Below are 25441 nucleotides of genomic sequence, written 5' to 3'. Positions count from 1 at the left end.
TTGAGTATATTTTTAGCAGAGATATTTTTCTCTCTTTCTTCCACGATTTTATGACAAAATACCAACACGTTAGCCCAAAACAAGTCGATTTTGGGTATATTTTGATGAACAAAAGGAAACAGATGAAATTAGTATTATTGACATTTATAATGAGCAGTATGTTGTTTGCTCAAATACACGTGCCCGAAAATTTTCAGGCAGATTTTACCCAAACGATCACCAATCCAAAGAAAAAAGTGATCACCTACAACGGAAAGGTGTATTTTTCAAACAAGAATCGGCTCAAGTGGGAGTATCTTTCTCCCACTAAAAAAGAGGTTTGCAGCGATGGCGTGGAGGTTTTGGTGGTTGATCATGATCTTGAACAGGTTTCAAATTATCGTATCAACAAAGGGTTCGATCTTGCGGAAGTTTTAAAAAAAGCAACCCCGTATAAAGAGAAAAAAAGCGTGTTTATTGCGAAGTACGAAAACAAAGAATATACGATACAGGTAGATGCCAAAGGACAGCTTGCGCGTGTGGCTTATTATGATGATCTAGACAATACGGTGCTGATTGTTTTCAAGCGGATGAAATACAGCAAAGGAGATTTGCCTCTTAAAGATATCAGATGTGATTATCCTAGAGATTATGATCTTATAGAGGGTTAAGATGCAAAATTGGATTGAAAAACTTCAGCATGATTCTACTTTTTTACTTATCGTCAGTATCGCTTTGGTGGTCTTGCTGATAATCGTATTGATCGTTGTGATCTATTCAAGCAAAAGCAAAACATTGGCCCAAAAAGTAGCCGAACTTCAAGAGAGCCATTTGGAAAAAGAGAGAAAAATAGAGAAACTCGAACAGGAACTGACGACGCTTAATATTAAAAATGCAAGCAATGAGCAGGAGTTGCAGCAATTTGCGGAAACAAAAGGAATATTGGGATCCAAAGAAGAGCTGCTTGCAAGCATTCAGGCTAAATACAATGAGCTTGAAAAGCTGCAAAGTCAAACAAAAACAAAACTTGAAAACATAGAGACGCTCTATGAGAAGCTCTCTGCAGACCATAAAGCGCTGCAAGAACGCAACGAAATTTTGCTTGAAGACAACAACAAGCATCGCACAAATAATGCCAGATTGCTTACAAAATTGGAATCTGATGCGAGGCATACAGCAGCAAAACTCGAGATGATACAGTCAAACAAAGAGCAGCTGAAAGAGGAGTTTGAAGTATTGGCCAGAAAAGTGTTTGAGGGCAATTCGCAAAAATTTGCAGAGTTCTCCAGGCAAAATCTAGACAGTATGATCAAGCCGCTTCAAACCCAGATCGCAGAGTTTAAAAAACAGGTGGCACAAACGTATGATACGGAGAGTCAAGACAGAGCGGTTCTTAAAAATGAGATCAACTCCCTCAAAGAGCTTAACCAAAAAATAAGTCAGGACGCTATCAATCTTACCAATGCACTTAAAGGCAAAAACAAACAGCAGGGGGTATGGGGCGAAATGGTGCTTGAGCATGTACTTGAAGCCTCCGGTCTTCGCAAAGGTTTTGAGTTTGAAAGAGAAGTAAATCTGCGTACGGAAGAGGGTGAAATCTTAAGGCCCGATGTGATCGTGCACCTTCCAGACAAAAGGGATGTCATTATTGACGCAAAAACTTCACTGGTCGCCTACGAGCGTTATATCAATGCCCATGAGGACGAGAAGCCTTATCATTTGACAATACATTTGGATTCTATCCGATCTCATATCGACGGACTTTCTCAGAAAAACTATGAACGTCTCAAAGAAATCAATACTTTGGATTTTATTTTTATGTTTATGCCCATTGAGGGAGCTTTGGCGATTGCTTTGGAGCATGACAGCAGTATTTATGACAATGCTTTTAAAAAGAAGATACTTCTTGTGGGGCCGACAACGCTATTGGTAGCCATGCGTGCAGTAGAAAACATATGGAAATACGAACGTCAAAATCAAAATGTCAAAGAGATCGCCAGACGCGCGGGAGCCATGTATGATAAATTTGTCGGATTTTCTGAAGATCTTATCAAGATATCCAAGCAGATAGATAGTATTCAAAACAGTTTTCATGCGGCCAAAAATAAACTAAGCGACGGAAGAGGCAACCTGGTGAGACAGGTACAGCAGCTTAAAGAGCTTGGCGTACAGACAAGCAAAGAGATTCCTGTGGAACTGAAAGAGAGAAATCAATGAGTTTACAAAAAGCAACCTATGCATCGAACCTGCCTGAATATACGGTAAAACATTCCAAAGTCTTTAAGGGCAACGGCAAAATGGAAAGCAAATTTTATGAGGAAGAGGCTTTAAAGCTTCAATACGAACTTGTCAAGCTCCAAAAGTGGGTTATCGAGCAAAACAAACGTCTGCTTGTGATCGTCGAGGGCCTGGACGGTGCCGGAAAAAGTTCGACCATCAAAGAGTTCAGCCGGTTTCTTAACCCTCGAGAAGCACGGACCGTGGCGCTGCCGAAGCCTAACTCAAAAGAAACGGGCCAGTGGTATTTTCAGCGATATTTCAAGCAGCTTCCCAATGAGGGGGAAATGGTTTTTTTTGACAGAAGCTGGTACAACCGTGCAGGCATTGAGCATATCTTTGGTTTTTGTACCCCTCAGCAGCATCAGCACTTTTACAGCCAGGTTAACGGGGTTGAAGAGATGCTGGTGGATGACGGCATTTTATTTTTCAAATTTTATCTCACCATCTCACGAGATACTCAAGCAAACCGTCTCAAAGACAGAGAGAAGGATCCGCTGAAAAATTGGAAAATAACCCCGCTTGACTATAAATCACACGAAGCGTATGATGATTATATTGCGCTGAGAGACAAGATGTTTGCTAAGACAGGCACATCCTATGCCCCTTGGTGTGAACTGGATGCGAATGACAAAAAAAGAGCCAAACTCAATGCGATAAGATATCTGCTTTGCAACATCGAGTATGAAGACAAAGATAAGAGTGTATGTGCAGGTGTAGATGAAAAAATTGTCACCCTGCACAATAAGGGCCGGCTTGAAGAAAACGAAACTGCCTGATCAGCTTTTAGGCGGCAAGAAACATCTTAAAAATCATAGAGCATGTACACAAATGCCCTTTTGAGGTAGTTTCAGTACATTATGCTAAAATTGCACAAATCAATAGAATCATAGAAGGGAGAGGATGTGTTAAGTACAGTCAACCTCACACAGCGTTACGGAAAGCGAGTGCTTTTTGATAAAATAAATATCACTTTAGATGCAGGAAAAAGATACGGCCTTATCGGCGCGAATGGCGCTGGAAAATCGACTTTTATTAAAATTCTCTCGGGAGAGATTGAGCCAAGCGAAGGAGAAGTACAGCTTCAGCCCGGACTCAAATTGGGCGTATTGAGCCAAAACCAATATGCTTTTGAAAATTTTACCCTCAAGGACGCCGTACTTTATGGGAACAAAAAACTTTTCGATGCACAAAAAGAGAAAGAAAGACTTTATATGGAAGGTGATTTTGAAAGCGATGAGGTCAACAACCGTCTCGCTGAGCTTGAAATGATCTGTGCAGATGAAGACCCTACCTATGAGAGCGAAGTCAAAATAGAGAAACTTCTTGAGTCTTTGGGCTTTCCTGCAAGCCAGCATGAACAACTGATGAGTTCACTTACAGGGGGCGACAAATTTAAGATTTTGCTTGCCCAGGTTCTTTTTTTGAAGCCTGATGTCCTGCTGCTTGATGAGCCCACCAACAACCTCGATATGGAGACGATCGCATGGCTTGAAAATGAACTGAAACGTCACGAGGGAACCATGGTGGTTATCTCTCACGACAGACATTTTCTTAACGGTGTAGTAACGCATATCCTTGATCTTGATTTTCAAAATATCCGTGAATTTACGGGCAATTATGATGACTGGTATATCGCAGCAAACCTTTTGTCAAAACAAGCCGAAACAGACAGAAGCAAAGCACTCAAAGAGAAGGATGAGCTTGAAAAATTTATTGCAAGATTTTCTGCCAATGCTTCTAAAGCAAAGCAGGCAACAAGCCGACAAAAACAATTGGATAAACTTGATATCAGCGAGATAAAACTCTCAAGCCGAAGAGATCCGTCCATCATGTTTAAGCCTCATCGCGAGATAGGAAACGAAGTGCTTGAGGTGAAGGATCTTTGTAAAAGCTACGGTGAAGAAAAAGTATTGGAAAATATCTCGTTTACGCTTAAGCGCGGCGATAAAGTAGCGCTTATCGGCTCCAACGGTGCGGGTAAAACCACTTTGCTTGAGATTCTTATGGAAAAGATTAAACCAGACAGCGGAAATTTTACCTGGGGACAGACGATCACGACAAGTTATTTTCCTCAAAATACGACGGATATTGTCGCAGGAGACGAAGAACTTCCGCAGTGGCTGCAATCTCATGACCCAAAATGGCATATTGATGATCTTCGCAAGTGTTTGGGACGTATGCTTTTTACCGGAGAAGAGCAGAAGAAAAAAGTGGGAAGCTGTTCCGGAGGAGAGAAACACCGCATCATGCTAAGCAAGATGATGATGGACAGTGCCAATTTTCTTGTGCTTGATGAGCCCAACAACCATCTTGATCTCGAAGCAATCGTGGCATTAGGCGAAGCGCTGCATAACTATCAGGGCAATGTAATCTGTGTTTCCCATGACAGGGAACTTATCGATGCATTTGCCAACAGAATTATCAAGTTGTGTGAAGACGGCCGGATCATTGATTTTGAAGGAGATTATGAAACTTTTGTGGAATCTTTCGGCAACCACTGTTAGTTCTTTGGCAAACCAAAGAACAAAAAGAAGACAATCCTCCTGCGGCAGTGCAGGAGGCGAGAAGAATTTATTCGATATTGGTATAGACTGTCTGGACGTCATCATCGTCTTCTAATTTGTCGATGAGCGACTCTACCTCTGCGAGCTGTTTATCGTTGAGTTCGATGGGGGTGTTGGCGATACGCTGAATTTCTGCTTTAGTGATTTCGATACCTCTCTCTTCAAGCGCTTTGGTCAACTCTCCAAAGGCAGTAAATGCACCGTAAATTCTCACAATCTCTTTATCGCTGCCGCTTTCTTGGGGCTCTTTGTCTTCCTCTATCTCTTCGAGGCCAAAATCTATGAGATCAAGTTCAAGCTCTTCGGTATCCATCCCTTCTTTTTTGTCAAAGACAAAGACTGATTTGCGCGTAAACATAAAATCCAAAGAGCCGCTTGTGAGCATTTCTCCTTTGTTTCTGTTGAGTATCGCTTTGACATTGGCAACGGTTCTTGTATGGTTGTCTGTAGCGCATTCAATAAAAAGCTGCACGCCATGAGGAGCTTTTGCCTCATAACTTATCTCTTTAATGTCTGCCGCATCTTTGCCTGATGCCCTTTTGATGGCCGCTTCGATGTTGTCTTTTGGCATGTTTTGCGCTTTAGCATTGAGGATAGCGGTACGAAGCTTGGGGTTCATATCCGGGTCCGGCCCGCCGTCTTTGGCGGCCATGGTGATTAGTTTCCCTAATTTGGGGAAAACTTTAGACATTGTCCCCCATCGTTTTAGTTTTGCTGCTTTTCGGTATTCAAACGCTCTACCCATCTTATATGTCCTTGCTGTGTATAGTTGTTGACGGCATTATACCCCGCTTTGACTTAAGCTTTTTCGAAGCGGTTCTGGTGCACCGGCAAGATACGACAAAAGGCTATAATAAAATAGAACCTTCCAAGCAATGCAGTTGCCGGATCTTATATCGGTCATCCTTAACGTGATTTGAGGTCAAGATGATATAATTTTTGTCATTGAGGGGCTGATTCGCACTCTGGTTTATGATCCCATCGGAGAGTTTTAATTGACTGAAACAGCAAAGCGCTGTTGAAGGCGCTGCAAGATTGGCTATAATACTGCAAAAAACAACAGTTTTTTCAAAAATGAAAATTAAAAAAGAAACAAAACAGAAAGGACAAAGATGATCCTGGAGGAACTGCAAGAGTGTATCAAAAAAGAAAAAGGTGTTTTGGTTTATTTTTCAGGTGAGCACTGCAGTGTATGCCATGCGCTTAAACCGAAGGTAAAAGAGATGGCAGATATGCATTTTCCGCTGCTAAAGCAAATCTATCTCAATGCCCATGAAAACCTCGATATTTCTGTGCATTTTCAAGTCTTTTCTGTGCCGACAATGGTTGTTTTTCTGGACGGAAAAGAGTTTGCCAGAGAGGGCAGAGCAGTGAGCTTGCATCAGCTTACCCGGAAACTGCAAAGACCCTATGAGATGATGACCGGATAAAAAACGCAGGCTTTTTGTATGCCGCGTTTGCGTATTTACTTTTTTGTAACGACGGAGATGTTCTCAAACCCTTTGGACTTGAGAATATCGATGATATCTACAAACTTTTGAAATTGTGCTTCTTTGTCTGTATGCAAAGAGATTATGTCTTTTTTGGGATCGAGTGCAAGGAGTTTTTCTTTGACTGTTTTAAACTCAAGCATCTCTTTTTCGTAAAAATACTCCCCTTCTTTAGTGATGGCGATATGGATGCTTTTTCTCTCTTCACTGATTTCCGAACTAGCCGTAGGCAGATCGATTTTAATGGTTTGATTGACAACAAAAGTAGCCGTAGCCAATACAATAACCAGCAGTACAAGCACAATGTCGATAAAAGGAACGACATTCATCTTATCAAAGCGTTCGCGTCTCATGCGTCTGTGTTGCCTTGCTGCTCTTGGCGTATTTCCCATCGTGCCAAAATGGTATCTGTTTTGGCAAGCAGTGCATTGTAGATCACCGTAGCGGGGATAGCAACAAAAAGTCCTGCCGCAGTTGCTTTAAGCGCCAAGGCAAGGTGCTTCATGATCTCGCCCGGATTGATCGTGTCTTGCTGCTCTCCGACGATATAAAAAGTAAGGATAATTGCCAAAACCGTACCCAAAAGGCCGATATAGGGCGCATTGGAACCTATGGAAGCGATAGTGGCCAAATGTTTGGACAGATCAAGCTCCAGCGCAGTCTTGTTATGATAGCTGGAAAGTTTAACGGAACGGTAATAAAGCACTCTTTCGATAGCGAAAGCAAAAGTAAAAAAGCTAAGCAAACCAAGCAAACCGATTATCCCGTAATCAATAATATTCTTTATCTCTTCGATGGGCATATTTTGTCCTGTTTTTTTAAATAGAAATGCTATTATAGATGAAGTATGTTAAAAATGTGTTAAATCCTCATTTGAGGTCTCAAGTAACGCCATAAAGCCCTCTTTTAAGTAGTTTCGTTCCAACTCTAAGCTATAATAATCCAATTTTTTGTAAAGTATAAGGAAGTCTAATGAGTGATTTGTTTGAAGATCAAAACAATATTGAAGAGGTGCTGATAGAAGACAGTATCAAATCGAGCTATCTTGACTATTCGATGAGTGTAATTATCGGTCGAGCGCTGCCCGATGCCAGAGACGGGCTTAAACCGGTACACCGCAGAATACTCTATGCGATGAATGAACTCAATCTTTCTCACAGAAATCCCTATAAAAAATCCGCACGTATCGTCGGGGATGTGATCGGTAAGTATCACCCGCACGGAGATACGGCAGTGTACGATGCGCTTGTGCGTATGGCTCAGGATTTTTCGATGCAGGCGCCGCTGATAGACGGACAAGGAAACTTTGGGTCTGTCGATGGGGACAGCGCTGCTGCGATGAGATATACCGAAGCGCGTATGACAAAAATCGCCGAAGATCTTTTGAATGATCTGGAAAAAGATACGGTTGACTTTGTGCCTAACTATGATGACTCTATGAGCGAACCCGATGTGCTGCCTTCGCGTGTGCCAAACCTCCTTCTTAACGGAAGTTCCGGTATTGCTGTAGGTATGGCCACCAACATTCCCCCGCACCGTCTGGATGAACTTATTGAGGCGCTGGTCTTGCGCATTGATGATCCTCGGACCACCGTTGAAGATATGATGGGCAAGGTGCAGGGGCCTGATTTTCCGACAGGAGGTATCATTTTTGGGCGAAAAGGTATTACTGATGCCTACACAACGGGACGCGGACGTATCAAGGTGCGCGCCAAAACACACATAGAAGAGAAGGGAAGCCGAGAGATTATTGTGATCGATGAGCTTCCTTACCAGGTGAACAAAGCAAGGTTGATTGAAAACATCGCCCAATTGGTTCGCGAGAAACATATCGAAGGCATTTCTGAAATCAGAGACGAATCTGATCGGGAAGGTATCCGTGTTGTAATGGAACTCAAACGTGATGCAATGAGCGAGATTGTCCTCAATAATCTTTTGAAAAGCACACAGATGCAGGTAACCTTCGGCATCATCATGCTTGCTATCACCAACAAAGAACCAAAAGTTTTCAATCTTCTGGAGCTTTTTGATCTCTTTTTGAAGCATAGAAAAACCGTTGTGATCCGCAGAACCATTTTTGATCTTGAAAAAGCAAGAGCAAGAGCCCATATCTTAGAAGGCCTCAAAATCGCTGTAGACAACATCGATGAGGTGATCAAGATCATTCGTGCAAGCAATGACGATACGGAGGCCAAAGAGAATCTGATGGGGCGTTTTGAGCTTTCAGAGATTCAAGCCAAAGCGATTTTGGAGATGAGACTAAGACGTTTAACGGGCCTTGAGATCGAAAAGATCGAGAATGAACTTGCCGAACTCAGAAGACTTATCGAAGAACTTGAAAGTATTCTCAAAAGTGAAGAAAAGATCAATCAGATCATCAAAGCAGAACTTATAGAGATCAAAGAAAAATACACCACAGCGCGCCGTACGGAGATCATTGATGACTATGATGACATAGATATCGAAGATTTGATTCCCGATGAGCCGATGGTGGTAACGATTACACACCGCGGATATATCAAGCGCGTACCGGTTAAATCATATGAAAAGCAGCACCGCGGAGGAAAAGGCAAGATCGCCGTGACTACCCACGAAGATGACTTTATCGAGCGTTTCTTTATTTCTACAACCCACGATACGCTCATGTTTGTCACCGACAAAGGGCAGCTCTATTGGCTCAAAGTATACCGTATTCCCGAAGGAAGCCGTACAGCCAAAGGCAAAGCCGTGGTAAATTTGATCAATCTTGAGCAAGACGAGAAGATCATGGCGATCATTCCGACTACGGATTTTGATGCAGATAAAGGATTGGTATTCTTTACGAAAAACGGTATTGTCAAGCGAACAAACCTTTCAGAATATGCAAATATCAGAAGCAACGGTGTCAGAGCGATCAACTTGGATGAAGATGATGAACTGGTGGAAGCCAAGATCGTTAAGCCTGACACCAAATGGCTTTTTGTTGCGACAAAAAAAGGTCTTTGTATACGGTTTAAGGTAGAAGAAGCTAGAGAGATCGGCCGAGTGGCAAGAGGAGTCACGGCGATCAAGTTTAAGATCGCAGGGGACTATGTGTGCGGTGCGACAACGATTGAAAATGAAGAAGACGAATTGCTTATGATCAGCGAAAAAGGCCTTGGAAAACGAACAACAGCGAGTGAATACCGAGAACAGAACAGGGCCGGCAAAGGGGTTATTTCTATGAAGCTGACCCCCAAAACAGGCGATGTGATTGGTGTGGTGTTTGTGGAAGAAGACAAGGATTTGATGTGTCTGACCAGTATCGGAAAAATGATCCGTGTAGATATGGAAACGATCCGTAAAGCCGGAAGAAACACCTCGGGTGTCAAGATTGTCAATGTGGAAAAAGAAGACAAGGTCGTAAGTATCGCCAAGTGTTCCAAAGAAGAAGAGCCAAGCGCTGACGATGAAGAAGAAAATACAAATAATACACTAGGATTATAAGAATGAAAAAATATAATGTTGCTGTTGTAGGTGCCTCCGGGGCGGTAGGTGAAGAGATCTTTAGAGTACTGGAAGAGACAAAGTTTCCTATCAATGATATTTTGCCGCTCGCAAGTGCAAGAAGCGCAGGAGGTGAGATTGAGTGCCAGGGGGAAGTTTACCGGATAGAGGAGTTGACGCCTGAGGTGTTTGAAGGAAGAGATATTGATATCGCTTTTTTCTCGGCAGGCGGGAGTATTTCTGCAAAATATGCACAATATGCCGTTGAAGCAGGGGCGGTTGTTATCGATAACACTTCACACTTCAGAATGGATCCAAAAGTACCATTGGTGGTGCCTGAGGTAAACCCTGAAGATATCAAGCGCTGGGAAGAGACGGGAATCATCGCCAACCCTAATTGCTCTACTATTCAGATGGTACACCTCCTTAAACCGCTTCATGATCTTTACGGGATTAAAAGAGTGGATGTGAGTACCTACCAGGCAGTAAGCGGGGCAGGGAAAAAAGGAATGGAAGAGCTTGTGATGCAGATGCAGGCTTTTTTCAATTTCTCTTTAGATCAAGCCAAGGTGGAAGCCTTTGCGCACAGAATCGCGCTCAATGTCATTCCCCAAATTGATGCGGCTCAGCCCAACGGTTACACCAAAGAAGAGATGAAAATGGTGAATGAAACCAATAAGATCATGCACTCTTCCATCGCTGTATCGGCAACCTGCGTACGTGTGCCTGTACTTAGAAGCCACAGCGAATCCATCACGATTACTTTTGAAGAGAATGTTGATGTGGATGTACAAAAAGCCAAAGAGGCTTTGTCGGCTTTTGAAAATGTTGTTGTTATAGACAACCTTGAAAAAGGCGAATATCCGATGCCTGCCACGGCAACCGATACCGATGAAACCTATGTGGGGCGGATCAGAAAAGATCTTTTTGCAAAAAATATGCTGCACCTTTGGGGTGTGGCCGATCAGGTACGGGTAGGCGCTGCGACCAATGCAGTAAGGATCGCGCAAAAATGGATTAAATTGGAGCATGAATGAAATTGATTGAACGTTTTTTTGAAAATATTCTTTGGAATACGCGTTTTTTTGTAGTGCTCGCCGTGATTTTCAGTATGCTGGGCGGAATATCACTCTTTATAGTCGCAAGTATGGATATATGGGAGGTTGTAAAGAATGTGGCTAATGTCTATATCAACCATTTGCATCCTGAGGATTTTCATGAAGAGGTTGTGGGCGGATTGATCGGTGCGATCGATCTTTATTTGATGGCGATCGTAATGTTTATCTTCGGCTTTGGATTGTATGAGCTGTTTATTTCCGATATCGATATCGCCAAACAAAGCGCCTCATCAAGAATCCTTGAGATCCATTCTCTTGATGAACTCAAAGATAAATTGGCCAAAGTAATCGTGATGGTGCTTATCGTCAGTTTCTTCCAGAGAGTACTGCATACGGAGTATAACGGTGCTCTTGAGATGCTTTATTTTTCTGTTTCTATTTTAGGGCTGTCAGTAGGGCTTTATTTTTTACATAAAGGCGGTAATCATTAATGGGTAAAATATTTGTAGATGCCTGTTTGGGCAAAGAGACACCCTATACTCCGGTTTGGATGATGCGGCAGGCAGGCCGTTATCTTCCGGAGTACAGGGAGGTCAGATCACAAGCAGGAAACTTTTTAAATTTATGCCATGATCCTCACAGAGCATGCGAAGTGACATTGCAGCCGGTGGATATTTTGGATGTGGATGCAGCGATCTTGTTTTCAGATATTCTGGTGGTTCCTAACGAAATGGGCATGAAGCTTGATTTTATTACGGGAGAGGGCCCTGTTTTTGAAAGCCCTATCAAAACGCAAGAGGATCTTGATGCGCTCATCGGCGGCAATGAAGCAGCAAGCAAACTTACTTATGTGTATGAGACGATCAAACTGATCAAAGAGCAGCTCGCAGAAGATAAGGCGCTCATAGGATTTACCGGTGCTCCTTGGACATTGGCAACCTATATGATTGAAGGGCAGGGGACAAAAACATACAATATCTGTAAAAAAATGATGTACTCAAACCCTGTGCTTTTGCACCGCATCTTGGCAAAAGTCACCGAAGTGGTGAAGCTGTATATGGAAAAACAGATCCAAGCAGGTATCGATGTAGTGCAGATCTTTGACAGCTGGGCGGCAGCGATCGAACCGGCCAAATATGATGAGTTTTCATGGCAATACATGGTGCAGATCGCTGACTACCTCAAGGCAAAATACCCTCATATTCCTATCATTATGTTCCCCAAAGGAGTGCCTGCCTTTTTGGACAACGTGTACGGAAACTTTGATGTGTTTGGTGTGGATTGGTCCACGCCTATGGTGCTTGCCAAAGAAAAATTGGGTAAAAAATATGTCCTTCAGGGCAATATGGAACCGTGCCGTCTTTACTCGCAAGAAGCGACCAGAGAGTGCGTAGAATCTTTGGCAAACACGATGAAAGAGGGAAGACACATTTTCAACCTCGGTCACGGTATCTTGCCTGATGTGCCTGTAGAAAATGCAAAATATTTTGTAAACCTCTGCCAAGAACTTTCCAAAAGAGGGTAGATCAACAGAGCATAAAAACACTGTTTTGGCAAATCCCCGGCATTGGTCGTGGGTTGAAAAAAATGGTGTGATTTTTCTGTTTTATTCTAAAAACCCTTGACTTTTAAAAAGTTTTTTATTATAATCTCACCCACGAAACAAGCACCTTAGCTTTTTCTTAACCATTCCGGATTAGCTCAGCGGTAGAGTAGATGACTGTTAATCATTTGGTCACTGGTTCGAATCCAGTATCCGGAGCCACTTCTCTTAAAAATCACCAAATCACCAATTCTAATCGCTAATGCAACTTCACCTCCATTAAGCAGCTAAAACTTTAGCAAATTCTGTAAAAAATACTTCATACGGTGTTCTGTAACCAAATACTTTTCTAGGTCTCTGGTTTAGCTCGTTCTGTATGGGAACAAAAACTTAGCAATCTAGCTCTAGCTTATTTTTTGTACATTTCATATTCTTTTTTTAGACGCTCTTTTTCTTCTTTGAAATACTCTTTTTGCTGTTCTTTATCTTTTTTCATTTGTTCGCGTTCTAATTCATACTGGTCTTTCATCGCTTCGCGCTGCATCTCTTCATGGTGTTTATAGTCCTCTCTGTCAATCTCTTCTTGGTGTTTTTGATACTCCCTTACCATTTCTTTTTGATGGTTGTCTGCACTGAGTATCTGCGGCATAATGGCCAGCAGCATTCCTGTTGTGATTGAGGTTAAAATTTGCTTCATTCGCTCTCCTTGTATTGATAGCAAAGTATAGGATAAGATTGTGAAAAATTGTGAAGTTTTAAAGATTGGTTTCTTGCACGCTGATCTTACAGTGTCGTAAAAGGATTGTAAAGCACCGGCATCAATCCGGCGCTTTGATGCTGCAGAAAATTATTTTGTCTCATCGTCCAGATAGCCGATCCCCGCGCCTACTGCCGTACCGACAACCGCTCCTGTAAGCACATTGTGTCCCGTTACACCGGAAACGACTGCCCCGGTTCCTGCTCCTATAAGAGCGCCTTTTTTTGTGCTGGGACCCACTTGCGCGCATCCGCTCATTGCTACCGCCACAGCAGCGGCAGCCGCTATATATTTGATGTTCAGCTTTTTCATCGTTGAATCTCCTTTTTTATTTTATTGTTTGATATCATCATATCATAAATATTTGTGTTTTGCATTTTTTAAAAAAGTTGCAGCGAGGTAGGCGGGATTTGTTAGATTAAAGTTTGTTTGACTATAATTTCCCAATTTTAGATGAGGATGACAGATGTCTTATAAAATCGCAGTTATTGGTTTGGGGTATGTGGGGCTGCCGTTGGCCGCAGCATTTGCAGAAAAGTATCCTATTGTCGGCTTTGATATCCATCAGGCGCGGATCGATGAGCTACGTCAAGCCCATGACCGAACACTGGAACTCAGCAGTGAGCAGCTTCAGCAGGCTATCGAATACGGAATGCAGTTTACGACAAAACTGGAGGATATCTCTGAGTGTAATATCTATATCGTTACTGTTCCTACACCGATTGACAAACACAAAAAACCGGATCTTACTCCGTTGTACAAAGCGAGTGAATCGATCGGGAAAGTACTTAAAAAAGATGACATTGTCATCTATGAAAGTACCGTCTATCCGGGATGTACCGAGGAAGAGTGCGTACCTGTACTGGAAAAAATCAGCGGGTTGAAGTTCAACGTTGATTTCTTCTGCGGTTACAGTCCTGAGCGGATCAACCCCGGAGATAAAGAGCACACTGTCACTAAGATCAAAAAAGTCACCAGCGGCAGCACCCCGGATATCGGCCAAAGAGTGGATGCTTTGTATGCCAGCATCATCACTGCCGGAACCCATCTCGCCCCGACGATCAAAGTCGCTGAAGCGGCCAAGGTCATCGAAAACTCCCAGCGGGATATCAACATCGCATTTGTGAATGAACTGGCGGTGATCTTTAACAAACTGGGTATCGATACTGAAGCAGTACTGCAAGCGGCCGGAACCAAATGGAACTTTCTGCCGTTTCGTCCGGGACTCGTGGGGGGTCACTGCATCGGCGTTGATCCTTACTATCTCACTCATAAAGCGCAGGAGATCGGCTATAACCCTGAGATCATCCTGGCAGGCCGACGGCTCAATGACAATATGGGAATCTATGTGGCCAATCAGATGATCAAACTGATGATCAAAAAAGGGCATAAAATCGAAGGATCCAAAGTGCTGGTTTTGGGGATCACCTTTAAAGAAAACTGCCCCGACATTCGAAACAGCCGTGTCATCGATGTTATCCGTGAACTACAGGAGTTTGGCGTCAATGTTGACGTGTATGATCCATGGGCGGACAAAGCTGAAGTGAAACATGAGTACGGCATAGATATGATCGAATCATTCAATTATGGCAACTATGAGGCAATGGTGTTGGCCGTTGCGCACCATCAGTTTAAATCCCTTGATTTGCACAAGACGGACAAGTGCGTCCTGTTTGATATCAAATCATTTATTGACAGCAAAAAAGTGGACGGACGACTGTAGATGAGCGCATTTGAACAATTACTCGAACGATTCAAAACGGAGCAGAAAACATGGCTCGTGACCGGTAATGCCGGTTTTATCGGTTCCAACCTGACAGAATTTCTTCTCAAACACCATCAAAAAGTCGTGGGTCTGGATAACTTCTCGACGGGATATCAGCACAATATCGATGATGTGCTCTCTTCTGTCGGAGTCGAAGCGGCGAAAAATTTCACCTTTATTCATGGGGATATCGCCGATTTCGAGACATGCCAAAAAGCCTGCGAAGGGGTTGATATCGTCTTGCATCAGGCGGCTCTAGGATCTGTTCCCCGTTCCATCGCCGATCCCGTCACTTCCAACCGTTCCAATGTTACAGGGTTTCTCAATATACTTACCGCGGCAAAAGATGCGGGGATCAAGCGTTTTGTCTATGCGAGTTCCAGTTCGGTTTATGGCGATTCAGCCGAACTGCCCAAAGTCGAAGAACGCACAGGCAATCTTCTCTCTCCTTATGCGGTCATGAAGATGGCTAACGAGCTCTATGCAGGGGTTTTTGCCCGCACTTACGGTATTGAGACGATAGGGCTGCGCTATTTCAATGTTTTTGGCCGACGCCAGGACCCCAACGGCGCTTATGCGGCCGTCATCCCCAAATGGGTCGGCTCACTGCTTTCAAATGAAGAAATTTACATCAACGGGGACGGAGAAACCAGCCGTGATTTTACCTATATCGACAATGTCATCCAGATGAATCTTCTTGCCGGCACAACAGAAAACACCAAAGCTTTCGGTGAAGCATTCAATGTGGCTGTGGGAGGACGAAATACCCTCAACGAACTCTACAAGATCATCGTTGATAATCTTTCCGAGCAATTCAAAATTCAAAATTCAAAATTCAAAATTCCTAAAGGCCCCGTATACAGGGACTTCAGAGCAGGCGATATCCGCCACTCCAATGCCAATATTGCCAAGGCGCAAACCCTTGTCGGGTATGCTCCCACTCATACGATCGAGCAGGGGATGAAAGAAGCAATTGCGTGGTATGTAAAAAATATATAACAAACAAATACAGCACACTGTGTTAACAAAATTTGCATCCCTGGTGGGAATCAACACGCTAACGGCTCTGATGAGTTTTTTTTCGACCTGGCTTATCGTCCATACGTCAGGTTTTGAACTGATCGGGATTTTTGCTTATTGGAACGCTTTTGTTGCGATGATTTCGCTGATTGTTTATCTCTTGCCGCCCAATTTTTCAATCATTTATCTGCAGGAGAAAGAAAATAATCATTTTGATCAGATGCTGTTCTCCCATTATGTGTATATCTCACTTGTTTTTGTCTTCTTGTCTTTTATAGGTTTTTATTTTTCTTTATTGTATTTTCTTGTTGTTTGTTTTGCTTTATGTGCGATTTGGCTGAATTATATTGATATAGTTTCTCAGGCAAACAATCGGCTGCACTCGTATTTTGGTTTAAAATTCTTTTCAGCATCGGGTATTGCGGTCGTGTTATTGTTGTTTGAAAAACTGACAATAGAAACACTTTTTTTGATCTATATCGTCTCAAATTTTTTTACTATTTCAATGTATTTTATAGTTCATCGCTCTTTTGCAGACAGGAAGATTGTTTCGCTATCGTACTATATCTTCTACATGAAAGCACACTATCAGACATTTAGGGGGTATTATTTGGATATTATTGCCAAACGTCTTAAAGATTCAGGATTGATTTTAATGATCGGCGCATTGGTTGCGCCAAATGTTTTGGGTATTTTTTCAATCTTTCAAAAATGCGCCTCGTTTGTGGTGGGAAATATTCGTATTTTGGAGTCTCTGCTGCTGTCAAAAGTAAATTTTTTACAGTACAAAACGCATTCTGGAAACATGCCTTTGTTGTTGGGTACGATAGGTTTTGTTGGTATTTTTTCCCTGTCTGCAATGTTTCTTTACAGTTCAAACCATTCAATACCTTGGGCTGAGCTGCTTGTTTATTCTCTTTTTGTTTTTCCGATATCCAGGGTTATTTTTATCCGCAACACTCTATTGATGCAGTATCAAACCGGCGTCTTAAACCGATACACTGTTTGGTTTATATCGGTTTTTGTTGCAGTGTTTATGCTGACGCTAAACTATGATCAGCTGCTGGCAATCTGTTTGGCGTACACCCTTAGCGAAACTATTGCGTATCTCTATCTAAAAAAAGTATCAGGAGCGTTTTAATGCGTAAAATTTTACTTGCTTTTTTCTCGTATTTAAAATACAGAAATAAAAAATTTGCCCGCATCGGATCAAATTGTTTTTTTAAATCCATACATTCCCAATTTACAAATACAGAAAATATTACGATAGGCAACAATGTGTATATCGGTAAAAATGCAAATTTTGATGCCGCAGGGGGTATTGAGATCGGAAACGGGGTTGTGATCGCTCCCCATGTGACACTCTATACGCGCACCCATTATTACGATGGTCCGTCACTCGAAGCGCTGCCCTTTGACAATAAAATGATCTGTTCGCCGATCGTCATCGGAGATTACGTATGGATTGCTTCAGATGTGATCATTTTGCCCGGCGTGACGATCGGAAAGGGTGCCGTGGTGGGAGCAGGGGCCGTAGTCTCAAAAGATATTCCCGATTATGCCGTGGCGGTCGGAAATCCTGCAAAAGTGGTTAAATTTCGCGACAGGGAACGTTTTGAAACGCTTCTTCAGGAACAAGAACCCTTCGTATATAACAAATTCGGGCACAAAAAGGCAAAGATAACACAATGAATAAACTGATCTATATCCTCAACCACTACGCTTCAAATCAGGCCAGCCATTTTTACCATATTCTGCATTTGCTCGAAGAGATTGCTTCTGACGGTGTGGAGATTGTTCTGGTGATAGAAAAAGCCGATGAGCTGCCCCGCCTCAATCATGACAGAATCCAAATCATCGCCCAAAAAGAAATCCATCCTCTTAAACGAATGATTGAACTCTTTGGCATACTGAAGCGGCTCAATGCCCGGGGATTTAAAAAAATTTTTATCCGTATTTCCCAAAATGCCGCACTGCCGGCAATTGCAGTTTCAAGGCTGTACGGCAGTGAAGTGTACTATTGGCAGAGCGGTACCACCCATCTAGTCAACGATACCAAAGTAAGAAGCCTGCAGGATCTGAAAAGATTTTTGAAGTCCGACCTGCCTTTTTATCTGACCAAAACGTTTGTTGAGCATTTTGTGACCGGCCCTGAAAGTATGGCAGAGTATTACCGTGATGTTGTGAAGGTTGCTCCAAAGCGGCTTATGGTGCTATACAACGATATAGATCTTGGCCGTTTTGCCGAAATCTCCGAGGACGGAAGAAAAACCCTTCGCAAAGAGCTGGATATTGAGGATGACAAAAAAATTATTTTGTTTGTGCATCGCTTGTCTCCTGTACGAAAGAGCCTTTACTATATGCCGTATGTGATTGAGGCCTGTGCAGACGCATTGAGAAAAAACGGGTACCGATGCATCGTTATCGGCGGAGGGTCGGAAAAAGAGGTATTGGAAAATGAAGTCAAAGCAAAAAAACTTGATGATGTTATCAGTATCATGGGGGAAAAACCCAATGCCCTCATCCAGAAGTATTACCAAATCGCAGAGATTTTTATCAATCCCACCTTTACGGAAGGGTTCCCGCGGGTTCTGATCGAGGCGATGGCTTCGGGTCTTCCTGTTGTCACAACCAATGCCGGCGGGATCAAGGATATCCTTGGAGCCAAACAGCTTGAGTATATGGTAGATATCCGCGACCGCGACGGCTTTTCCGATAAACTGCAGCAGCTTATGGCCAGCCCCGAGGCGCGCCATGCACTCAAAGAAGAAAACCTTCATCATGTGAAGCGCTACTCGACTGAAAATGTTGCGAAAATGTATATACAAAAGATTTTTCATGGCTAAACTATTGCATATCAGCGCCAATACCTACCCTCCGCTAGACGGCAGGCATCATCACACCAAAAACATATGGAGAGAACTCGCTGAGGGGTTTGAGGAGTATCATATCCTAGCAAGAAGCGAAAACAATGCCTACAGCTATTCCCGTGAGGGGAACATCCACCTTCATCTGGTGCCAAGACTCACCCAGCGATCCAAAATCTTTTTTTTGACATCTTTTTGGATGTTTTGGCTGATTAAAAAATACAAAATCACTCATCTTTTGGCCCAGTGTCCGATCGTAGGAGGGTTTACAGCCGCTTTGGCAAGCAAATTTTTTCATATCCCGCTGATGGTTGAAGTACACGGCGAAGAGTATTTCAGACTGTTTCAAAGCACATCTTTTTTTGCGAAGATAAGTACTTTTTTGATGAGATACACCTTTAAGCATACGCGTAAAATCCGTTCTCTCAATGAAGCCATGACGCAAAAGCTGGTCCAAAACAAGATCACTGAAAACATCGTGCTTATCCCCAACCGTGTCAATCTCGCCATTTTCAATGTGCAAAAAAATGATTTTGCAGTAAAAGGCCCGCTTAAAATCATTTCAGTCGGACGGTTTGTTTGGGAAAAAAATTATTTGAATCTGATCCAATGCCTTCATGCCAATTTTGCCGATTTTCATTTGACCCTGGTGGGCGGAGGAAAATTAAAACATGAGTATGAGCGCTATATTCATGCACACAAATTGGAACAAAAAGTTTGTCTGATAGAGTGGATGGAGCAAAAAGATTTGGCAGATCTTATCGTCTCTTCAGACCTCTATGTCCAGTATTCGCTCAGCGAAGGAATGCCCAGGACCATAGTGGAAGCGATGGCTTTGCAAATGCCTATCATCTCGACTGATGTCGGCTCCATCTTAGGAGTATTGACAGACCGCTCCAATGCGATCGTGATCGGTTCAGAGCCATGCGATGCGCTTGTTCATGCGATAAAAGCATTGACGCAGGATGCCCTTTTGAGAGAAAGTATTGCCAGACGGGCATACAGGGATGTTGTCGAAAAATACGAATGGCACAAAGTGTTTGAAATGTACAAAAACGAAATAGTGAGCATGCGCTATGAACATTCTTAGGATCTATACGAAACTCCCGCCCCTGAAGGGAGGCATGGAAAAGCATATTTTTCATTTATCCCGCGAACAGATCGGGCAGGGACATCATGTGAAGGTGATGTTTAATGACGGAGAAAAGATTACTCCTGCCGATGAGAAAATAGGATATTTCAAACTGTACAAACTCCGTCCGCAGGCACTGGGGATGGTTTTGTTTTACGGTTTGATCTGCATCAAACTTCTGTTTGACAGGCAGTCTTATGATGTGGTGCATATCCACGGAGACTGGAGCGCTCTTCTTTTTGCGACAATGATCAAAAAGCTAGTTTCGGCAAAATGTGTTGTTTTCTCGATCCATGGGGGGATCACGCAACGTTTTGCCCATCAGCACCTGCTGCCAAAACTTTTGAGACAGGCCGATCTTATCTTTTCAACAGGATACGATACCGCGCAAGAGATCACAAAGCTGACCGGCAGGAAAGTGCATGTGCAGCCCAGCGGCATCAGCGATGTTTTTTTTGAACCGTTTGATAAAAAATTTGATTTTCAGCGGTTTACAGTTGTAACGGTGGCCAATCTGTTTGCCGTAAAAAATATAGAACTGGTGTTTGAGATTGCCAAGAGGCTCAAAGCGTGCGATTTTGTAGTCATCGGCGACGGCACAGAAAAAAAACGTTTGCAGGATCTGTTGGCAAAAGAGAAGATAAACAATGTTGCATTGGCAGGATTTAAAACAGCCCCTGAGGTAAGGGAGTATTATCAAAAAAGCGATTGCTACCTGCTTACTTCGTTCGCCGAAGGGACGCCCACTTCCGCACTTGAAGCCATGGCCTGCGGGCTGCCGATCGTAAGCTCAAATGCCGGAGGGATAGGCCATATCGTAAAAGAGTATCAAAACGGGTTTGTGCTGAATGATTTTGATCCAGACAGATATGCAGATAAAATCAAGCGTTTAAAAGATGATCCTAAGATGCGAAAAAATATCTTTCACAGCAATAGCCTGCTGGCCCAAAAGTACAAATGGAAAAACGTAGCGGACCGCATTACCGCGATGATGAGGAGTAAACTCGATGAAGCACATTAATATCTTACAGCTTGTGACCGGACTGGGTATGGGCGGGGCTGAAAAAGTAGTGTTGGATTTGGCCCGATATACGGACAAATCGCGATTTGACACTTTTGTGCTGGCCATGTCCAAAAGGGATGAGCTTTTGAATGAATTTTTGGAAAACAAGATCCCTACTACCATTTTGCGAAAGTCCAACGCGTTGTTTGACTTTATAAAGATCATCATATCCGTCAGCAGGTTTGTAGAAAAAAACAAGATAGATATCATTCACGCCCATATGACCCATGCCGTGATTGTGGCTTCGATGATCAAGCTGTTGCATCCCTCGGTCAAAATCGTCTTTACTTCGCACAGTTTCAACATAGGTTCCAAGATGAGAGAGTTTATTTTGTACCTGCTTAAACCGTTGAGGGATACGGATATCATTTTTTCCAAGGAAATTTGGAAATATTTTTATAAAAAAAAGTATCAGGTGATCCCCAACGGCGTAAAGATTGAAGCGTACGATATAGCAGCCGCAAAAAATCCAAGATTTACCTTTATTGCCGTGGGGCGGCTTGAGAAAGTTAAAAACCACCGATTGCTGATCGAAATTGCGCATCATTTGAAAGACAAATTTGATTTTGAACTGCAGATCGTCGGCGAGGGGTATTTGAGAAACGAGCTGCAGGAGATGATCCAAACGTATAAACTCCAAGACACTGTAAAGCTGCTGGGCCTCCGCAAGGACATTGGGCTGCTGCTGAACCGGTCTCATTGCCTGCTTATGCCGTCATTATGGGAGGGGCTGCCTATCGTGATACTCGAAGGCGCCGCGAGCAAAATCCCCATCATTGCTGCGCCCGTGGGGAGCATCCCGTCGTTGCTGAACGAAGAAAATGCCTATCTGGCAGAGCCTGAAGCGTTTGAAGAGAAGATGAAAACGGTACTGAGAAAGTACGCCGATGCCCAAAAAAAAGCCCAAACGCTCTTTGAAAAAGTCAAAAAGGACTATTCGATCGAAGCGGTTGTCAAAGCGCATGAAAACATATACCAAAACCTGGCGTAAAAAGTTCAAATCAGTGATGACAAATGATAAGATAATCGCTACAATGTCATCGCTTGTTTATGGGGTGTTGTCTTTTGCAATTTACATGAGTTTAAAAGGGTTTGATCGGCATGAAAACTAAAGTCAAAGTATTGATCTGCGCTGCTTTGTCGGTTGGGCTGCCTGTCATTTTTTTCTTCAATCTGGGGAAATATCTCGATGTGACACAGCAGCCCCTTAAGGCTGACATCATCGTCTGTCTGGGCGGCGGGTCTTTAGAGAGGATCCAAAAGGCCGGCTTGCTTTACGAAGAAGGCTACGCCGCAAAAGATATATTGTTTTTGGTGGGAGACGCCGAAGCCAATATGGAGTATATGCGCACATACAAACCCGAACTTCGCTTTGTTGTTGATCTTGAGCCGGAAAATACAGGCGAAGAGATCTATGCCATAAAGCGTTACATGAAAGCGCACGGGTATAAAGAAGCACTGATCGTCACCCATCCATCGCATTCAAAAAGGGTCAGCCTTTTGACCTCTTTGGTATCTATCCGGGGAGATGAGGAGATGCGTTTTCGTATCGTTGACAGCGGTGTAGCATGGTGGAATGAGGAAAAGTATTATCAAAACGAGATCGGCAGGCATGCCGCGATGAGCGAAGCACTCAAGCTGATTTATAACTTTATCGGGTACGGAATCCTCGATAAAGTGGGATTGCTGGATGAGGTGAAAAGCTGGGTGATGAATTATAGAGCCGCACATGAGGAAGAAAAATAAGTGAAAAGAAAACAGACGGTTGCCATTGTGCTAAACACATCGTGGAATATTTACAATTTTCGTTTGGGCCTGCTCAAGGCTTTGGAAAAAGAAGGCTACAGGATCGTGACGATCGCTCCGCGGGATGAGTATTCGCAGAAACTTGAAGCGCTGGGTTATGAATATCACGAAATCAAGATCAACAACAAAGGAACCAATCCGATAGAAGAGATCAGGCTGATCTATGATTTTGTCAAGCTGTACAAAGAGGTTAAACCGGACATCTTGCTGCACTATACGATCAAGCCCAATGTCTATGGAAGCATCGCGGCTGATATACTGGATATCCCCGTTATCACCAATATCTCAGGTCTGGGAACGGTATTTCTCACCAACAGTTTTCCTTCAAAGATCGCCAAATTTCTCTATAAGGTTGCCATGCGCATACCCAAAAAAGTCTTTTTTCAAAACAGTGACGACCGCGAACTGTTTATCGCCAAAAAACTTGTCAACTCTCAAATAACAGCGCTTCTGGCAGGATCGGGGATCGATACGGAAAAATTTGCCCCCCCAAAAGACGCCGGTCCGAGCAGCAGGCCGCTGCAGTTTTTGTTTATCGCACGTCTGGTCAAAGACAAAGGGATCGTCGAATACGTTGAGGCGGCCAGGCTGCTCAAAGAAAAATATCCCGAGGTCGAGTTTGCGATTTTGGGGGCGTTCTACCCCGGCAATCCCACGGCGATCCGCCAAGAGGAGATGCACCGGTGGGTGAAAGAAGGAGCGGTGCGCTATCTGGGGGTCCGCGATGATGTCAGAAGCGTGATCGCAGCTGCAACCTGCGTGGTGCTTCCCTCTTACCGTGAGGGGCTTTCGCGGGTCCTTCTGGAAGCCTCTAGCATGGCAAAGCCGATCGTCACGACCGATGTTCCCGGATGCAAAGATGTCGTTGAAGACGGGATCAACGGCTTTTTGTGCCGGGCCAAAGACGTCAAGGACCTGGCCAATGCGATGGAAAAGATGCTGCTGCTGCCTGAAGCTAAAAGGGAAGAGATGGGCAAGCGTGGACGCGAGAAGGCTGTGGGGGAGTTTGATGAAAAGATCGTGATCCGCCACTACATCGATGCCATCAAAGCACAGATCGGAACAAATCACTAAAAAAATAAATCCCCTCCGGAGGGGATCTTTTGAACCAAAGATTCTTTGGCTATAATGATATTCTCTCCGGCAAGCCAAAGAAATTAACGCCAAAGGAATGCAACTTACCCATGAATATACTCATAACAGGCGGCGCAGGATATATAGGCAGCCATGTAGCCAAACAACTTCTTGAATACACAGATCATAACATCATTATACTTGACAACTTAAGCACGGGAAGCCAAAAAACGCTTGATACACTCCAAACGATCAGGGCATTTAAAACAGTGCAGCTTGACCTCAATGCTTTTGAAAAAGTTCATGAAACAATCAAAGAGAACAAGATAGACACTATTCTTCATTTTGCCGCTTCCATCGTCGTGCCCGAATCGGTAAGCGACCCGCTAAAATATTATATGAACAATACCGTTAACACAACAAACCTGATCAAATCCTCTGTTGAAAACGGGGTATCGCGGTTTATATTCAGCAGCACGGCGGCGGTGTACGGCGAACCGGAAAAACTGCCCCCTGAGGGCATCGGCGAAGCGTATGCGACACACCCGATCAATCCTTACGGCATGAGCAAGCTCATGAGCGAAAAGGTGCTTCAGGATGCGGCAAACGCACATCAGGGGTTTAAGTATGTGATCTTTCGGTATTTCAATGTTGCCGGCGCGGATATATATTACGAAAACGAAACACTCTCGCCAAGGATCGGACAATCCTTCCCCAATGCAACCCATCTGATCAAGATCGCTTCAGAGTGCGCCGCGCACAAAAGGGCAGCGATGTCGATTTTCGGAGATGATTTTGATACGCCTGACGGTACGGGCGTAAGAGACTATATCCATGTGGATGACCTGGCAGATGCACACATCAAAGCGATAGAGTATCTGCAAACGCATGAGAGCGATATCTTCAATGTCGGATACGGCAAAGGGTATTCGGTCAAAGAGGTGATCGATACGATGAAAAAAACAACCGGAGTTGATTTTGAAGTGCGCAGCGCCCCGCGAAGGGCAGGCGATCCGGCAATGCTTATCTCGGATAACCGCAAGATCAAAACCAAAATGCACTGGGTGCCGCGCTATGAGGATTTGGCGCTGATCTGTCAAAGCGCCTTTGCATGGGAGAAGCAGCTGACATGAAAACGTCTATCTGCAGAGAGTACGATATCAGAAAGATTTTTGCTAAAGAGCGTGGTGAAGATACGCTGAAAGCCATGTTTCCCTCATCCTCGGGCTTGACCCGGGNNTGACCCGGGGATCCACCACGATGTTTCCGTCATTCTCGGGCTTGACCCGGGGATCCATGAATTGGGCATGTGGATTCCTGCCTCCGCAGGAATGACGGGAGGTTTCGTCATCCTCAGGCCCAACCTGGGAATCCATCACGGTGGGTTCGTCATCCTCGGGCTTGACCCGGGGATCTATAAAGGGGATGTGGATTCACCTTTGGCGGCGCAAAAGCACATCGCCTTCGGTTCCAAACCTACAAAATCAAAGCAGTTTGACTTTGCTTAACGCTTTTCATCTTCGCAGGAATGACAGGAGGGGCAGGAATGACGGTGGTTTCGTCATCCTCGGGCTTGAC

General features: G+C 43.7%; 25 protein-coding genes and 1 tRNA gene. 21 read left to right on the top strand and 5 right to left on the bottom strand.

Features of this window, described 5'->3' with window-relative positions:
• Nucleotides 1-122: 122 nt before the first annotated feature.
• From CFH81_03760 to CFH81_03745, 4 genes are all read left to right on the top strand, one after another.
• The gene (locus CFH81_03760; protein ID DAB40621.1) at nucleotides 123-650 is read left to right on the top strand and encodes a hypothetical protein; all 528 of its coding nucleotides are present in this window, start codon (nucleotides 123-125) and stop codon (nucleotides 648-650) included.
• 1 nt (nucleotide 651) lies between these two features.
• Complete coding sequence (locus CFH81_03755; protein ID DAB40620.1) at nucleotides 652-2196, top strand: DNA recombination protein RmuC; 1545 nt, start codon at nucleotides 652-654, stop codon at nucleotides 2194-2196.
• Nucleotides 2193-3035, top strand: coding sequence for a polyphosphate kinase 2 (gene ppk2 / locus CFH81_03750; protein ID DAB40619.1), 843 nt, complete (start codon nucleotides 2193-2195; stop codon nucleotides 3033-3035). The genes CFH81_03755 and ppk2 overlap by 4 nt, the downstream gene beginning before the upstream one ends.
• Before the next feature lie 126 nt (nucleotides 3036-3161).
• Nucleotides 3162-4763 carry an ABC transporter ATP-binding protein gene (locus CFH81_03745; protein DAB40618.1) on the top strand — a complete coding sequence of 534 codons (1602 nt, stop codon included), beginning with the start codon at nucleotides 3162-3164 and terminating at the stop codon, nucleotides 4761-4763.
• Between the two features lie 67 nt (nucleotides 4764-4830).
• Here CFH81_03745 and CFH81_03740 read toward each other — a convergent pair whose 3' ends face one another.
• Nucleotides 4831-5568: a YebC/PmpR family DNA-binding transcriptional regulator gene (locus CFH81_03740; GenBank protein DAB40617.1), complete on the bottom strand. Its 738-nt coding sequence runs from the start codon at nucleotides 5566-5568 to the stop codon at nucleotides 4831-4833.
• Between the two features lie 367 nt (nucleotides 5569-5935).
• On the opposite strand from CFH81_03740, the gene CFH81_03735 reads away from it, so the two are divergent.
• Nucleotides 5936-6253 (top strand): thiol reductase thioredoxin, encoded by a 318-nt coding sequence (locus CFH81_03735; GenBank protein DAB40616.1) that lies wholly within the window; start codon nucleotides 5936-5938, stop codon nucleotides 6251-6253.
• A 35-nt stretch (nucleotides 6254-6288) separates the two neighbouring features.
• Here CFH81_03735 and CFH81_03730 read toward each other — a convergent pair whose 3' ends face one another.
• Together CFH81_03730 and exbB are read right to left on the bottom strand one after the other, a co-directional pair.
• On the bottom strand, nucleotides 6289-6666 hold the full coding sequence (locus tag CFH81_03730) for a biopolymer transporter ExbD (GenBank protein DAB40615.1): 378 nt from the start codon (nucleotides 6664-6666) through the stop codon (nucleotides 6289-6291).
• Nucleotides 6663-7115 carry a TonB-system energizer ExbB gene (exbB, locus tag CFH81_03725; protein ID DAB40614.1) on the bottom strand — a complete coding sequence of 151 codons (453 nt, stop codon included), beginning with the start codon at nucleotides 7113-7115 and terminating at the stop codon, nucleotides 6663-6665. Before exbB ends, CFH81_03730 begins: the two co-directional genes overlap by 4 nt.
• 170 nt (nucleotides 7116-7285) lie before the next feature.
• Between exbB and CFH81_03720 the strand changes: the two genes are divergently transcribed.
• The 5 genes from CFH81_03720 (at nucleotide 7286) to CFH81_03700 (ending at nucleotide 12601) form a co-directional block, all read left to right on the top strand.
• Nucleotides 7286-9778 (top strand): DNA gyrase subunit A, encoded by a 2493-nt coding sequence (locus tag CFH81_03720; GenBank protein DAB40613.1) that lies wholly within the window; start codon nucleotides 7286-7288, stop codon nucleotides 9776-9778.
• Between the two features lie 2 nt (nucleotides 9779-9780).
• Nucleotides 9781-10815 carry an aspartate-semialdehyde dehydrogenase gene (locus CFH81_03715; protein ID DAB40612.1) on the top strand — a complete coding sequence of 345 codons (1035 nt, stop codon included), beginning with the start codon at nucleotides 9781-9783 and terminating at the stop codon, nucleotides 10813-10815.
• Nucleotides 10816-10817: 2 nt separating this feature from the next.
• Entirely contained in the window at nucleotides 10818-11327 is a 510-nt protein-coding gene (locus tag CFH81_03710; GenBank protein DAB40717.1) for a hypothetical protein, read from the top strand.
• Nucleotides 11327-12361 carry a uroporphyrinogen decarboxylase gene (locus CFH81_03705; protein ID DAB40611.1) on the top strand — a complete coding sequence of 345 codons (1035 nt, stop codon included), beginning with the start codon at nucleotides 11327-11329 and terminating at the stop codon, nucleotides 12359-12361. Before CFH81_03710 ends, CFH81_03705 begins: the two co-directional genes overlap by 1 nt.
• A 165-nt stretch (nucleotides 12362-12526) precedes the next feature.
• Nucleotides 12527-12601, top strand: a tRNA-Asn gene (locus CFH81_03700).
• Between the two features lie 187 nt (nucleotides 12602-12788).
• On the opposite strand, the gene CFH81_03695 is transcribed toward CFH81_03700, so the two are convergent.
• Nucleotides 12789-13076: a hypothetical protein gene (locus CFH81_03695; protein ID DAB40610.1), complete on the bottom strand. Its 288-nt coding sequence runs from the start codon at nucleotides 13074-13076 to the stop codon at nucleotides 12789-12791.
• Nucleotides 13077-13226: 150 nt separating this feature from the next.
• Nucleotides 13227-13448 carry a hypothetical protein gene (locus CFH81_03690; GenBank protein DAB40609.1) on the bottom strand — a complete coding sequence of 74 codons (222 nt, stop codon included), beginning with the start codon at nucleotides 13446-13448 and terminating at the stop codon, nucleotides 13227-13229.
• 154 nt (nucleotides 13449-13602) lie between these two features.
• On the opposite strand from CFH81_03690, the gene CFH81_03685 reads away from it, so the two are divergent.
• The 11 genes from CFH81_03685 to galE all read left to right on the top strand — a co-directional run bounded on the left by CFH81_03685 (nucleotide 13603) and on the right by galE (nucleotide 24996).
• Nucleotides 13603-14859 carry a Vi polysaccharide biosynthesis UDP-N-acetylglucosamine C-6 dehydrogenase TviB gene (locus CFH81_03685; protein ID DAB40608.1) on the top strand — a complete coding sequence of 419 codons (1257 nt, stop codon included), beginning with the start codon at nucleotides 13603-13605 and terminating at the stop codon, nucleotides 14857-14859.
• Nucleotides 14860-15900 carry an LPS biosynthesis protein WbpP gene (locus CFH81_03680; protein DAB40607.1) on the top strand — a complete coding sequence of 347 codons (1041 nt, stop codon included), beginning with the start codon at nucleotides 14860-14862 and terminating at the stop codon, nucleotides 15898-15900.
• 70 nt (nucleotides 15901-15970) lie between these two features.
• The gene (locus CFH81_03675; protein ID DAB40606.1) at nucleotides 15971-17062 is read left to right on the top strand and encodes a hypothetical protein; all 1092 of its coding nucleotides are present in this window, start codon (nucleotides 15971-15973) and stop codon (nucleotides 17060-17062) included.
• A complete protein-coding gene (locus tag CFH81_03670; protein DAB40605.1) occupies nucleotides 17062-17613 on the top strand; it encodes an acetyltransferase in 552 nt (183 codons plus the stop codon). The genes CFH81_03675 and CFH81_03670 overlap by 1 nt, the downstream gene beginning before the upstream one ends.
• A complete protein-coding gene (locus tag CFH81_03665) occupies nucleotides 17610-18767 on the top strand; it encodes a hypothetical protein (GenBank protein ID DAB40604.1) in 1158 nt (385 codons plus the stop codon). The genes CFH81_03670 and CFH81_03665 overlap by 4 nt, the downstream gene beginning before the upstream one ends.
• Nucleotides 18727-19878 carry a hypothetical protein gene (locus CFH81_03660; GenBank protein DAB40603.1) on the top strand — a complete coding sequence of 384 codons (1152 nt, stop codon included), beginning with the start codon at nucleotides 18727-18729 and terminating at the stop codon, nucleotides 19876-19878. Before CFH81_03665 ends, CFH81_03660 begins: the two co-directional genes overlap by 41 nt.
• Nucleotides 19865-20941 carry a hypothetical protein gene (locus CFH81_03655; protein ID DAB40602.1) on the top strand — a complete coding sequence of 359 codons (1077 nt, stop codon included), beginning with the start codon at nucleotides 19865-19867 and terminating at the stop codon, nucleotides 20939-20941. The genes CFH81_03660 and CFH81_03655 overlap by 14 nt, the downstream gene beginning before the upstream one ends.
• On the top strand, nucleotides 20928-21974 hold the full coding sequence (locus CFH81_03650; GenBank protein DAB40601.1) for a hypothetical protein: 1047 nt from the start codon (nucleotides 20928-20930) through the stop codon (nucleotides 21972-21974). Before CFH81_03655 ends, CFH81_03650 begins: the two co-directional genes overlap by 14 nt.
• Nucleotides 21975-22084: 110 nt before the next feature.
• Nucleotides 22085-22729, top strand: a complete 645-nt coding sequence (locus CFH81_03645) for a hypothetical protein (GenBank protein DAB40600.1) — start codon at nucleotides 22085-22087, stop codon at nucleotides 22727-22729.
• A complete protein-coding gene (locus CFH81_03640; GenBank protein DAB40599.1) occupies nucleotides 22730-23863 on the top strand; it encodes a glycosyltransferase family 1 protein in 1134 nt (377 codons plus the stop codon).
• A gap of 110 nt (nucleotides 23864-23973) precedes the next feature.
• Nucleotides 23974-24996: a UDP-glucose 4-epimerase GalE gene (gene galE / locus CFH81_03635; GenBank protein ID DAB40598.1), complete on the top strand. Its 1023-nt coding sequence runs from the start codon at nucleotides 23974-23976 to the stop codon at nucleotides 24994-24996.
• Nucleotides 24997-25441: the final 445 nt, after the last annotated feature.

It is taken from the genome of Sulfurovum sp. UBA12169, assembly GCA_002742845.1.
GTDB lineage: Bacteria > Campylobacterota > Campylobacteria > Campylobacterales > Sulfurovaceae > Sulfurovum.
This window is presented reverse-complemented; position numbering and strand designations above follow the sequence as displayed.